This window comes from Tepidibacter aestuarii (genome assembly GCF_934924865.1).
GTDB classification, from domain to species: domain Bacteria; phylum Bacillota; class Clostridia; order Peptostreptococcales; family Peptostreptococcaceae; genus Tepidibacter_A; species Tepidibacter_A aestuarii.
On record NZ_OW235315.1, the window covers coordinates 597,431 to 611,111 of the forward strand.

The window sequence follows — 13,681 nt, forward strand, 5'->3', positions numbered from 1 at the left end:
AGGTTGTGGATATATTGCAAAAAGAAATGGTATCTATAAGTGGATGTGGAGAATATGATTACGATTTGGTAAAAAAATCAATAGAACAATCCTTTGAAAATTTAGGTGGAATAGACAAATATATAAATAAAAATGAAACAGTTTTATTAAAATTAAATCTTTTGATGAAAAAAAAACCAGAAGATGCAACTACTACACATCCTATATTTGCAAAGGCATTAGCACAGACAATTATAGATTTTGGAGCTAAAGTTATCATAGCAGATAGTCCGGGAGGCCCTTTTAATATAAATTTACTAAAAGGCGTATATAAGGCATGTGGAATAGAAGAAATAGCAAATGATACAGGAGCAGAACTAAATTATAATACAAATTCAATAGAAATTAAGAACGATAATGGACTAATACTAAAAAAAATAACTGCTATTGAAGTTTTGAATGAAGTAGATAAGGTTATATCAGTCTCAAAGTTGAAGACTCACGGGATGATGATGTTTACAGGTGCAGTTAAAAATATGTTTGGAGTAGTTGCAGGTCTTGAAAAAGCAGAATACCATGTTAGAATGCCAGAAAATGTTGATTTTTCAAATGCTTTAGTGGATATATGCATGGCATCTAAACCTATATTATCTTTTATGGATGGTATAGTTGGGATGCAAGGAGAGGGACCTAGTGCAGGTGAAGCAAGAGATATAGGTGTTGTTATAGCTTCTACCAGTCCATATCATTTAGATGTAGTAGCTACTAATATTATTGGATTAAAGTCTACTAAAGTACCTACTATCCAAAGGTGTGTAGAAAGAAATTTATGCTCTGGAACCTATGAAGATATAGAACTAAAAGGAGATAATATAGATAGCTTTATAATAGATGATTTTGTAATCCCTGAGATAAGAAGTTTAGACTTACTAGATGGAAAAGTACCGAAATTTTTAAGAGAAATACTGAATGGACTTTTACAGCCAAGACCTGTGTTTATACATGATAAATGTGTAGGATGTGGGGATTGTGCAAAAAACTGTCCGCCTAAGGTTATAGATATGGTAGATAAAAGACCTATAGTGAACTTAGATGGATGTATAAGATGTTTTTGTTGTCAGGAATTATGTCCTGTAGAGGCTGTTAATATAAATAGGCCTTTATTAATGAAAATATTAGCAAGGCTATAGAGTTGTTTTAAAGAAAAAATTAATATATAATTATATGGAAATTTATACGATTGAGAGTTCCAAGATTCTATGAATATAAGAACTTTACAGATTGTGGGTAGTCTCCACATTGAATATTTATGTGACTAAAAACTTATTTGGAGTAAAAACTCTATCTAAATTAAGTTTAGTTTTATAATATAGCAATATTAAGATTGAGAATAGGAGAATGTTTATGTCGATAAATATAGTTTTAGTAGAGCCTGAAATACCTCAAAATACAGGAAATATAATAAGAACATGTGCTGCAACCGGAGCAAAACTACATTTAGTAAGACCTCTTGGGTTTTCTATGGATAATAAATATTTGAAAAGAGCAGGACTAGATTATTGGGATCTAGCAGATGTGCAGTATTATGATAGCTTTGATGAGCTTAAAGAAAAGAATGAAAATGCTAAGTTTTTTTATTCTACAACGAAAACTAACCAAAATCATAGTGATGTAAATTATGAAAAAGGTTGCTTTATAGTATTCGGGAAAGAGACTAAGGGTCTTCCTGTAGACTTACTTAATGATAATAAAGAAACGTGTATAAGAGTACCAATGAGAGATATAGAAAGAGCTAGGTCATTAAACTTATCTAATTCTGTTGCTATAGTTGCTTATGAAGCTTTAAGACAAATTGGTTATCCAGACATGAGATAAGGGGGACAATATGGTAAAAATAGTTACAGATAGTGTATCTGATTTACCTAGAGATTACATTGAAAAATATGATATAAAAGTTATGAATCTGAATATTATATTTGGAGAAGATGTATACAAAGATAGAGTAGGAATAAGTGCTAATGAAGTATTTGAAAGAATTAAAAATAATAATGAGTTTCCTAAAACTAGTCAAGTAACTTCGTTTGAATTTATAGATATATTTGATGAGTTGACTAAGGATTCTGATGACGTATTAGCTATTTTAATGTCTTCTAAAATGAGTGGAACATATAATTCGGCTATTATTGCGAAAAATGAACTTAGTGACCGAAAAATCTAAGTTGTAGATTCTAAGGGAATAACATTAGGATATGGCCTAATAGTAATAGAAGCTGCTAAAATGGCTAAACAAGGAAAAATACTTGATGAGATAAAAAAAATACAGATCATGATAGATAACATGGAGTATTTAATAGTATTTGATACATTAGAATATGCATATAAGGGTGGAAGGATAAGTAAAAGTCAGTACATGATATCTAACTTTTTAAATACAAAGCTTATAGTTACAATGAAAGATGGAGAAATGGTAGTAAAAGATAAAGTTAGAGGAAGAAAGAAAGTTTTAAAGTGGTTAACTGATTATATAAAAAGCAACAACATAGATATTACTGGAAAGGTTATAGGTCTTAATCATGCAAATGACCTAGAGTATCTAGAAAAGCTGACATAATTAATGAATTCAATCCAAAGGAAATAATAATTTCTGATGTTGCTTGTACTGTAGCAGCGTATTCAGGTTTAAGCGCTATAGCTATTTATTTTGAAAAGGAGGCGTAGTATGGGTATAAAAATAGTAACAGATAGTTTATCAGATTTACCAAAAAAATTGGTAAAGGAATTTGACATTGAAGTGCTTCCTCTTACGGTTATATTTGAAGATAAAGAATATAGAGACGGTATAGATCTAACTAGTGAAGAATTTTACAGAAAGCTTAGAGAAGGCTCATCAATTCCTAAAACAAGTCAAGTCACACCTGCTAAATTTAAAGAAGCTTTTGATAAATATTTAAAAACGCATGAACATATAATTTATATATCGGGGTCTTCTAGAGCAACTGGGACATATCAATCATCTATTATAGCTAAAGATTTATTTGAAAATGATAATATACATATATTTGATAGTATGGCTTTGTCATTTGGATGTGGTATTATGGTTCTAAAAGCAGCTCAAATGGCTAAAGAAGGTAAAAATGTTCAAGAAATTCTATTAGAATTAGAAAATATGAAAAATAGAGTAGATCATATATTTACAGTTGACACATTGGAATACCTTCAAAAAGGAGGGCGAATTTCATCTACCAAGGCAGCTATAGGAACTATACTAAATATAAAGCCTATACTTACTGTTGAAGAAGGTCTTGTCTCTCAACTTGATCAAGTTAGAGGTAAGAAAAAAGTTATATCTAAGATGATAGAAATAGTTAAAAAAAGAAGCACTAATATACAAAGTCAGACTATAGGAATAAGTCATGCTGATAATGAAGAGTTATTAGATGAATTCAAAAGAGTTATAAAAGAAGAATTAAAACCTAAAGATATAATAGTTTCAAATATTGGATCAGCCATAGGAACACATGCAGGTCCTGGTACTATAGCGATATTTTATATGAAATAATAATTATATAATACAAGTTAATGAAATTGAAGATTTAACGTATCATATTAATATTCAAAAAAGTAGGATAATAAATATACTAATAAAAAATACTTCCGTGAAAGCGGAAGTTTTTTTATTATAAGAGTGAAATTGGAATTTAATGTTATTTATTATAAAAATGAGATATAATACAATGAAATATTATTTTGAATATTGAGTAGAGAAAATTGCTGAAATATATATTCTATTTAAAAAAAATGTATATGATATATATGTTTTAAAAAACGCATATTAGAGCTAATAGTTAAAATATAGTCAAAGTTAAACAGTTTAAAGTATAATTATTTGCCGAAAAACAAGAAAGGTCAAGTGAAATTGATAGAATTAAATTATTATTTAAATTAAATTTTAGGAAAGCGTTAAGATAATCATGGTTGTCAAGTGTCGAAATGTTGTGAAAAAAAAATCGAAATACCTATTGATAAATTTATAACTTTTCTTTATAATGTACTTAAGAGATATAAAAAAAATAAATAGTTGCTGGACGAAGAATAAGGGAGAGAGCTATACGCCGCCGAAGGGACAAGTTTTATTTTAACCTAAAAAATAGAATGAAATTCTCAGGCAAAAGGATCTTATTTGGACAGGACTCTGGATTAAACAGAGAAGTGATTCTTAGGATATCACTTCTCTTTTTTTAACTATGTTATACAGAAAATTCTGAAATCTGAAATATACTTTGCACAGGAGATGATATTATATGAAGATAATTACTAATAATTCATTAGTAGTAAAAAAATTTGGTGATAAATATGAAGTAGAGTATATAGAAGGAGATTTTTTGGGAATACTAAATGTTTGTAGAGATTATATACATAATAAATACAAATTATTGACACATCCATTGGCTGGAAGTATAAAGCCGAATGAAACACCATATAAAACTATAATGATAGATAATGTAGATGATTTAGATACTGATTCGCTTTTGCTTATTGAAAAAGCCATAGATACTACTAAAAAATTTCAGAACAATTTTAGAACACCATTATGGACAGATTCAGTATTAGAAGATTTTAAGGTAATAGACTTAGATTTAATAACAAATGTTATTGAGACAGTAAATTATTATGTTAAATAAAAATCTAAACCTATTAAAATACATAATTTAAAATTTTTACAAAATGATGCTAAAAATTTAACGAATTATGACAAATATAACTTAGTTGCTTATGTTAGCAAAAATTTGCTAATTAACAAATATATATTTATATGCAAAATATATGTAAAACCTATTTATATGCAAAATTTTTAAAGGGAGGTTATTTTATGTTATCACTTGATAAAAATATCTTTGAAACAGAAGTTTTAGAAGCAAAAGGGTATATTTTAGTAGATTTCTGGAGTGAAGGCTGTGAACCTTGTAAAGCTTTAATGCCAGATATTGAAAAATTATCTGAAGAATATGCTGATAAAATCAAATTTTGCAAGTTAGATACAACTAAAGCTAGAAGACTTGCTATAAAACAAAAAGTTTTAGGTCTTCCAACAATAGCTATATACAAAGATGGTCAAAAAATAGAAGAAGTTACAAAAGATGATGCTACTAAAGAAAATGTAGAAAATATGATTAAGAAGTATCTGTAAGTTTTTGAAGACTAAAATTGAATAAAGTAAATTTGGTTTTAGTCTTTTAAATAAAAAGGGAGGTGACATTATGCGTCTAGAATTAGGAAATATCTTTATTAAGGATGTAAAATTTGACAATGAAACTAAGGTTGAAGGTGGAACATTATATGTAAATAAAGATGAGATGATTAAGGAAATTGGAGGAGATGAGCATATAAAGTCAATTGAGATTGAGATTGCTCGTCCAGGAGAAAGTGTAAGAATAACTCCAGTTAAAGACGTTATAGAACCAAGAGTTAAGGTTGAAGGTCCAGGAGGAATATTCCCTGGAGTACTGTCAAAGGTAGATACTGTAGGAAGTGGAAAAACTCATGTACTTAAAGGAGCTGCTGTTGTTACTACTGGTAAAATAGTAGGATTCCAAGAAGGTATAGTGGATATGTCTGGACCAGGAGCTGAATATACTCCTTTTTCTAAATTATTAAATATAGTAATCACAGCTGAGCCTGTAGATGGATTAAAACAACATGAACATGAAAAAGCTGTTCGTATGGTTGGATTTAAAGCTGCAGCATACTTAGGAGAAGCTGGTAGAAATGTTGAACCAGATGAAACTAAAGTTTATGAAACTGAGCCATTACTTGAATCAGTTGAAAAATATCCAGACCTTCCAAAGGTAGGATATGTATATATGCTTCAAACACAAGGATTGCTTCATGATACATATGTATATGGAGTTGATGCAAAGAAAATAGTTCCAACTATACTATATCCAACAGAAATAATGGATGGAGCGATAGTAAGTGGAAACTGTGTATCTGCTTGTGATAAAAACCCTACATATGTACATGTTAATAACTCTATAGTACATGATCTATATGAAAAGCATGGAAAAGAAATAAACTTTGTAGGTATCATTATAACTAATGAAAACGTTTATCTTGCTGATAAAGAGAGATCTTCAAATTGGACTGCTAAATTATGTAAATATTTAGGACTAGATGGTGCAATAGTTTCTCAAGAAGGATTTGGAAATCCTGATACAGATCTTATAATGAACTGTAAGAAAATTGAAGGTCAAGGAGTAAAGACTGTTATTGTAACAGATGAATACGCGGGAAGAGATGGAGCATCTCAATCATTAGCAGATGCAGATCCTAAAGCGGATGCAGTTGTTACAGGAGGAAATGCTAATCAAACTATAGTTTTACCTCCAATGGATAAGGTTATAGGACACGTAGAATTTGTAGATACAATAGCTGGTGGATTTGACGGAAGTTTAAGAACAGATGGAAGTATAGAAGTTGAAATCCAAGCTATAACAGGTGCTACAAATGAAACAGGATTTGGATATTTAACTACTAAAGGATACTAGAATTTAGATATTTAACTATTAAATGATATAAGAAGAGAGGATGAATATAATGGGATTTTATGATGCTAAAAAAGTTATCATAATTGGTGACAGAGACGGTATACCAGGCCCTGCTATGGAAGAGTGCTTAAAAGGTACTGGAGCAGAGGTTGTATTTTCTTCAACAGAATGTTTTGTCTGAACTGCTGCAGGAGCGATGGATCTAGAGAACCAACAACGTGTTAAGGATTTAACTGAGAAGCATGGAGCTGAAAACATTGTTGTTCTTTTAGGTGCCGCTGAAGCTGAAGCTGCTGGTCTAGCAGCTGAGACAGTAACTGCAGGAGATCCAACTTTTGCAGGACCACTTGCTGGTATAGAACTTGGACTTAGAGTATATCACGCTGTAGAAGATAAATTCAAAGGCGAAGTAGATGAATCTGTATATGAGGACCAAATCGGTATGATGGAAATGGTTCTTGAAGTAGATGAAATAGTAGAGGAAATGAAGAACATAAGAGATGAATTCTGTAAGTTTAATGATTAATAAAAAACCTGAGAGGGGTGAGAGTTAATGGAAAAAATAAAAGTAGTTCATTATATTAATCAGTTTTTCGCAGGAATCGGAGGAGAGGAAAAGGCAGATACTAAGCCTTTAATCATGGACGAAATGCCTCCAATTAGTAAAAATTTAGATAAGCTTTTAGGTGAAGAAGCAGATGTTGTAGCAACTGTAGTTTGTGGAGATTCATATTTCAATGAAAATTTAGAATCTGCTAAAAAAGAAGTTATGGATATGATAAAAGGATTTAATCCTGACTTATTTATAGCTGGACCAGCTTTCAATGCAGGAAGATATGGAGTAGCAGCTGGATCTATTACTAAAGAAGTAAAAGATCAGCTTAATATACCTGTACTTACTGGTATGTATCCTGAAAATCCAGGAGCAGATATGTTCAAAAAAGAGCTTTATATAGTTGAAACAAGCAATTCAGCTGCTGGTATGAGAAAAGCTCTTCCAAGTGTTGCTAAGTTTGCACTTAAGCTTGCTAAAAATGAAACTGTAGGATCACCTAAAGAAGATGGTTACATTGAAAGAGGAGTTAGAGTAAACTATTTCTCAGATGTAAAAGGTTCTACAAGAGCTGTGGATATGATGATCAAAAAATTAAAAGGTGAGGAATATGTAACTGAGTATCCTATGCCTGATTTTGATAGAGTAGATCCAAATCCAGCAGTAAAAGATTTATCAAAGTGTAAAATCGCAATTGTAACTTCAGGTGGAATAGTTCCGAAAGGAAATCCTGATAGAATAGAATCATCTTCAGCATCAAAGTACGGAAAATATGATATAGCTGGACTTGATAATTTAACTGAAGAAACTCATGAAACTGCTCATGGTGGACATGACCCAGTTTATGCAAATGAAGATGCTGACAGAGTAATACCTGTTGACGTTTTAAGAGACTTAGAAAAAGAAGGAGTTATAGGAGAGCTTCATAGATACTTCTATACTACTGTAGGTAACGGTACATCTGTTGCAAATTCTAAGAAATATGCTAATGAATTCTCTAAAGAATTAATAGCAGATGGCGTAGATGCAGTTATATTAACTTCTACGTGAGGTACTTGTACTCGTTGCGGTGCAACGATGGTAAAAGAAATAGAAAGAGCGGGAATACCTGTTGTTCATATTTGTACAGTAGTTCCTATATCTTTAACTGTTGGAGCGAATAGAATAGTTCCAGCTATAGCAATACCTCATCCTTTAGGAAATCCAGCTTTAGAACCAGCGGATGAAAAGGCACTTAGAAGAGGAATAGTTGAGAAAGCTTTAAAAGCTTTAACTACAGAAGTTTCTGAGCAAACTGTATTTGAAGATTAAGAATATAAAAAACTGGACAGGTATATACTTGTCCAGTTTTTCTCGCTATATAATGTATACAATATATAGTATATGAACATTATAGTATATAATATTTATACTTAACAAATGCTTAAATATATTATATAATATTTATACAAGCTTACTTAACAAATGCTTACTGATTAAGCAATATATAATTCAAACTAATCTACATTAAAAAATTTTAATTTGAATAAATATAAGAGTTAATTGAAATAATAATTTACATAGTAAAACTACAGATATATCTTTGGGTGGGTATATTTATAAAAAAATTATATTTTTTTGAAATTTGAAAGGATTCTGAAAAAGAATGTAGAATAAGTAATATTCATGAAATATTCAATTGATATTGCATGAAATAATATATTAAAATAATAATCAAATCAAATGAGGAGGTTTATTTTTATGGCAATGAAGAAAAAACTAATTTCTCTTGCATTAACTGCAACATTATTTGGAACTATGTTAGTTGGTTGTGGTCAACCTGCAGAAGAAAATGCTGGAGGATCAGAAGGTGCAAAAGAAGTTAAAATTGGTATGGTAACAGATACAGGTGGAGTTAATGATCAATCATTTAACCAATCTGCGTGGGAAGGCCTTAAAAAAGCTGAAGCTGAATTTGGAATAAAAGCTAGTTATCAAGAATCAAAGCAAGATGCAGATTATGTACCAAATATAGAAAATTTAGTAGATCAGGAAAACGATTTGATTTGGGGAATCGGATTCAAAATGGCAGATGCAGTTAAAGAAGCTGCTGCAAACTACCCAGATCAAAAATTTGCTATAATAGATAACTCTTATGGAGATGAAACTCCAGAGAATGTAATAGGAGTAACTTTTAAAGAAGAACAATGTTCTTACTTAGTTGGATTAATAGCTGGAAAAATGACTAAGACTAATAAGGTAGGATTTATAGGAGGAATAGAAGTACCACTTATCCAAAGATTCGAGTATGGATTTAAAGCAGGAGTTAAAGAAGCTAATCCAGATGTAGAAATATTTAGTCAATATGCAAACTCATTCAGTGATCCAGCAAAAGGTAAAGCTATAGCTAAGCAAATGTACTCAAATGGAGCTGATATATTATACCATGCAGCTGGAGATACTGGAACGGGTATGATAGAAGCAGCTAAAGAAGAAGGAAAATTTGCAATCGGTGTTGACAGAGATCAAAATTCTCTAGCTCCTGATAATGTTATAACTTCAGCAATGAAGAGAGTTGACAATGCATTATATGATGTAAGTAAAAAGTTATCAGAGGGAACTTTCGAAGGTGGAACAACTGTAACTTATGGTTTAGCAGAAGGTGGAGTTGACATAGCTCCAACTAGTGATAAGAATGTTCCAGAAGACATATTAACATATGTTAATGAAGAAAAGCAAAAGATAATCGATGGAGAAATAGTAGTTCCTTCAACTAAAGAAGAATTTGATGCTATGAAATAAAAATATTAATAAAATTAAAGCCCAGATATTATTCTGGGTTTTAATTTTTCCTTATAATGAATAGAAAATTATAATTCTTTTGAGTTTTATTTAAACATAATTTTTATTATAAAATAATAAGAAAAATTATGTTTGAATAAATTTTAAAAAAAATCAAAATTTATTGTTATATTCAAAAAAGTTTAGTATAATTAAAAGGGTAAACGCAAAAAATGATTTAAGGAGGGATGAAAGTTGGACAATACAATAAAAAATGTAGATTTTAGTAAAAAAGTTGTAGAGATGAAAGACATAACTAAGAAATTTGGAAGCTTTACAGCTAATGACAATATAAATTTAACTGTCCATAAGGGAGAAGTACATGCACTTCTTGGAGAAAATGGTGCAGGTAAATCTACACTTATGAATATATTATATGGTCTGTATCAACCGACTTCAGGCGAAATATATATAAATGAAAAAAAGGTAGAGATAGATAATCCTAATATAGCAATAGAAAATGGAATAGGAATGGTGCATCAGCACTTTATGTTAGTGCCGCCTTTTACAGTAGCGGAAAACATTATCCTGGGAATGGAGCCATCTGGATCATTAGGCAAAATTGACATGAAAAAAGCCGTTGAAGATGTAAAAAAAATATCTGAACAGTATGGGCTTTATGTTGATCCGATGTCTAAGGTTGAAGATATTACTGTTGGAATGCAGCAAAGAGTTGAGATATTAAAGGCATTATATAGAGGAGCAGAAATTCTTATATTAGATGAACCTACTGCGGTTTTAACTCCTCAAGAGATAAAGGAATTAATAAGTATTATAAGAAATTTAACTAAGCAAGGTAAATCGATAATTATAATAACTCATAAACTAAAGGAAATAAAAGAAGCAGCAGATTTTTGTACTATAATAAGAAGAGGTAAATATATAGACACTGTAGATGTTGAAAAAACTACTGAAGACGATCTTGCAGCTATGATGGTTGGAAGAGAAGTCAACTTCAAAGTTGATAAGAAAGAGCAAAAACTAGGAGACGTAGTTTTTAAAATTGAAGATTTAGTAGCAAAGGATAACAGAGGGTTAGATGTTTTAAATAAGCTGTCTTTAGAAGTAAGAAGAGGAGAAATATTAGGAATCGCTGGAATCGATGGGAATGGACAATCTGAGCTTGTTGAAGTGGTTACAGGACTTAGAAAAGCCGAAAGTGGAATCGTTTTCATAAATGATAAAGATATCACCAATAAAACTCCTAGACAAATATTTGAAAACGGTCTTTATAATATACCTGAGGATAGACAAAAAAGAGGTTTGGTTCTTGATTTTACGGTTGCGGAGAATATGGTACTTGAAAATTATGCAAAACCGCAGTTCTCTAAAGGATTCAGATTATTAGAAGACAATATAAAGAGTTTTGCCAAAGAGTTAATAGCTAAATTTGATGTAAGGCCAGAAGATGAAACTTTAAAAGCAAGAGCACTGTCTGGAGGTAACCAACAAAAGATAATCATAGCTAGAGAGGTAACTAATGATCCTGATTTATTAATAGCTACTCAACCTACAAGAGGGCTTGACGTTGGAGCTATAGAATTCGTTCATAAATCATTAGTAGAGCAAAGAGATAAAGGAAAAGGAGTACTTTTAGTATCTTTAGAATTAGATGAGGTTATGAGTGTTTCTGATAGAATAGCGGTAATTTACGAAGGAAAGATAGTTGGTATCGTAGATTCTAAAGACGCTGATGAAAATACTCTAGGTCTTATGATGGCAGGAGGTACTGAGGATGAAGAATAAAAAAATAATTAACGATACGCTACTATATACGCTAATATCTATAATTCTAGGTTTAATAGTAGGAGCTGTTGTACTTAGTGTATCTGGATTTAGTCCTATAGAAGGATATTCTGAGATGATCAAAGGAATATTTGGAAAGCCTAAGTATTTAGCTTGGACAGTAATAAAGTCAACTCCTCTAATACTTACAGGATTATCTGTTGCATTTGCATTTAGAACAGGATTATTCAATATAGGAGCTGAAGGTCAGTTTATAATTGGAGCATTAACTGCAACTATTGTAGGATATTTTGTACACCTACCTGCAATTATCCATGTTCCATTAACTCTTTTAAGTGCATGTTTAGCTGGAGCTATATGGGGAGGAATTGCAGGGCTACTAAAGTCTAAATTTGGAGTTAATGAGGTTATATCCACTATAATGTTAAACTGGATAGCATTTTATCTTTCAAACTATTGTATAATGATAGAAGGATTTAAAAAGCCTAATACAGAGGCATCTTATAGTATACAAGATACTGCAACTATAGATATAACATGGCTTAAATCTTTAGTTGGACCGGCAACCAAGGTTAACTGGGGAATAGTAGTTGCTTTAATATTAATAGTTATAATATCATATTTATTATATAAAACTGTGTTAGGATTTGAACTAAGAGCAGTTGGATTTAACAAATATGCAGCAGAGTATGCGGGAATAAATGTTAACAAATCTATGGTAATATCAATGGCTATAGCAGGTCTTTTAGCAGGAGCAGCAGGAGCTATGCACGTTATGGGAGTAGCTCATAAGATAACTATACTTGCAGCTCAAGAAGGATACGGTTTTGATGGAATTGCAGTTGCATTGATAGGAAATAATACTCCTATAGGAGCTATATTTGGAGGATTTTTATTCGGAGCTCTTAAATATGGTGGAGGAAAGATGCAAAATATTGGAGCGCCAACTGAAGTTATAAATATAGTTATAGGTTCTATAATTTACTTTATTGCAGCAAGTAGAATGGTAAAAATTATAATAGATAAGATGAGGGGAGGAAAAGCTGATGTTTAGTAAAAATTTGGCTATGATACTTAGTACAACCCTTATGTACTCAACACCGCTTATATTTACTTCTTTAGGAGGAATTTTTTCTGAAAATACCGGCGTTGTAAATATAGGGCTTGAAGGTATGATGACTATAGGAGCTTTTGCGGGAGCAGCAGCCGCTGTAATGACAGGAAATCCGTGGATAGCATTTTTAGTAGCTGGTATAGCAGGAGGTATATTTGCACTTTTACACGCTATAGCTACAATAAAATTTAATGCAGATCACGTAGTTTCAGGTATAGCAATAAACTTTTTAGCACCAGGTTTTGCATTGTTTTTATGTAGAAGATTATTTGATGGATCAACTATGACTCCGCCTATGCAGTTAACTCAGAAAATGCCAAGACCGTTAAATGGAATATTCGCTAAAGGAAGCTTTATGGATATAGTATTTAATACTTATGCTACAGTTTATATAGCATTTGCTTTAGTTTTACTTACTTGGTTTATACTGTATAAGACTAAACTTGGTCTTAGAATAAGAGCAGTTGGAGAGCATCCAAAAGCTGCTGATACATTAGGAATAAATGTATATAAGATTAAATATTTAGGTGTAATATTATCGGGTATCCTTGCAGGTTTTGGTGGAGCATCAATGAGTTTAGCTATAGTTTCAACATTTAGACCTACATTGATTTCAGGTCAAGGTTATATAGCTCTTGCAGCAGTTATATTCGGTAAGTGGAAGCCGCAAGGAGCTATGCTTGCATCATTATTATTTGGTGCATCTACAGGACTTGTTGTATTTTTAGGAAATCCAAGTGTAGGATTTAGTGTATCGGAAAACTTACTATCAATGGTACCTTATTTAATAACTTTAATTGTATTAGTATTATTTGTTGGAAAAGGAAATGGACCAGCAGCTAATGGAGAACCGTACGAAAAAGGTGAAAGATAATAATGTATATAAAAAAGGCGATTTTATCGCCTTTTTTTATTTATAAGGAA

The 13,681-nt window shown here is 31.1% G+C and carries 12 protein-coding genes, 1 pseudogene and 1 riboswitch; all 13 genes and pseudogenes read left to right on the forward strand.

What is annotated here, in order from left to right; translation table 11 throughout:
* Positions 1 to 5: 5 nt before the first annotated feature.
* The 13 genes and pseudogenes from M2214_RS02860 to M2214_RS02920 all read left to right on the forward strand — a co-directional run bounded on the left by M2214_RS02860 (position 6) and on the right by M2214_RS02920 (position 13,631).
* Positions 6 to 1,169 carry a DUF362 domain-containing protein gene (locus M2214_RS02860; protein WP_248482628.1) on the forward strand — a complete coding sequence of 388 codons (1,164 nt, stop codon included), beginning with the start codon at positions 6 to 8 and terminating at the stop codon, positions 1,167 to 1,169.
* 214 nt (positions 1,170 to 1,383) lie between these two features.
* Entirely contained in the window at positions 1,384 to 1,854 is a 471-nt protein-coding gene (gene trmL, locus M2214_RS02865) for a tRNA (uridine(34)/cytosine(34)/5-carboxymethylaminomethyluridine(34)-2'-O)-methyltransferase TrmL (protein ID WP_248482629.1), read from the forward strand.
* Positions 1,855 to 1,864: 10 nt separating this feature from the next.
* Positions 1,865 to 2,590 (forward strand): annotated as a pseudogene (locus M2214_RS02870) (DegV family protein).
* 108 nt (positions 2,591 to 2,698) lie between these two features.
* The gene (locus M2214_RS02875; protein ID WP_248482631.1) at positions 2,699 to 3,538 is read left to right on the forward strand and encodes a DegV family protein; all 840 of its coding nucleotides are present in this window, start codon (positions 2,699 to 2,701) and stop codon (positions 3,536 to 3,538) included.
* Between the two features lie 526 nt (positions 3,539 to 4,064).
* A riboswitch (glycine riboswitch) is annotated at positions 4,065 to 4,166 on the forward strand.
* A gap of 114 nt (positions 4,167 to 4,280) precedes the next feature.
* Positions 4,281 to 4,661, forward strand: coding sequence for a GrdX family protein (locus M2214_RS02880; protein ID WP_248482633.1), 381 nt, complete (start codon positions 4,281 to 4,283; stop codon positions 4,659 to 4,661).
* Positions 4,662 to 4,849: 188 nt separating this feature from the next.
* Positions 4,850 to 5,167 (forward strand): thioredoxin TrxA, encoded by a 318-nt coding sequence (trxA, locus tag M2214_RS02885; protein WP_248482635.1) that lies wholly within the window; start codon positions 4,850 to 4,852, stop codon positions 5,165 to 5,167.
* A gap of 70 nt (positions 5,168 to 5,237) precedes the next feature.
* Positions 5,238 to 6,524, forward strand: a complete 1,287-nt coding sequence (locus M2214_RS02890) for a glycine/sarcosine/betaine reductase component B subunit (RefSeq protein ID WP_248482637.1) — start codon at positions 5,238 to 5,240, stop codon at positions 6,522 to 6,524.
* A gap of 49 nt (positions 6,525 to 6,573) precedes the next feature.
* A complete protein-coding gene (gene grdA, locus M2214_RS02895) occupies positions 6,574 to 7,050 on the forward strand; it encodes a glycine/sarcosine/betaine reductase complex selenoprotein A (protein ID WP_248482639.1) in 477 nt (158 codons plus the stop codon).
* Positions 7,051 to 7,077: 27 nt separating this feature from the next.
* A complete protein-coding gene (gene grdB, locus M2214_RS02900; protein ID WP_248482641.1) occupies positions 7,078 to 8,388 on the forward strand; it encodes a glycine reductase complex selenoprotein B in 1,311 nt (436 codons plus the stop codon).
* 435 nt (positions 8,389 to 8,823) lie between these two features.
* Positions 8,824 to 9,858, forward strand: a complete 1,035-nt coding sequence (locus tag M2214_RS02905) for a BMP family ABC transporter substrate-binding protein (protein WP_248484738.1) — start codon at positions 8,824 to 8,826, stop codon at positions 9,856 to 9,858.
* Between the two features lie 282 nt (positions 9,859 to 10,140).
* Complete coding sequence (locus M2214_RS02910; protein WP_248484739.1) at positions 10,141 to 11,643, forward strand: ABC transporter ATP-binding protein; 1,503 nt, start codon at positions 10,141 to 10,143, stop codon at positions 11,641 to 11,643.
* The gene (locus tag M2214_RS02915; protein WP_248482643.1) at positions 11,633 to 12,697 is read left to right on the forward strand and encodes an ABC transporter permease; all 1,065 of its coding nucleotides are present in this window, start codon (positions 11,633 to 11,635) and stop codon (positions 12,695 to 12,697) included. The genes M2214_RS02910 and M2214_RS02915 overlap by 11 nt, the downstream gene beginning before the upstream one ends.
* The gene (locus M2214_RS02920) at positions 12,690 to 13,631 is read left to right on the forward strand and encodes an ABC transporter permease (protein ID WP_248482645.1); all 942 of its coding nucleotides are present in this window, start codon (positions 12,690 to 12,692) and stop codon (positions 13,629 to 13,631) included. The genes M2214_RS02915 and M2214_RS02920 overlap by 8 nt, the downstream gene beginning before the upstream one ends.
* Positions 13,632 to 13,681: the final 50 nt, after the last annotated feature.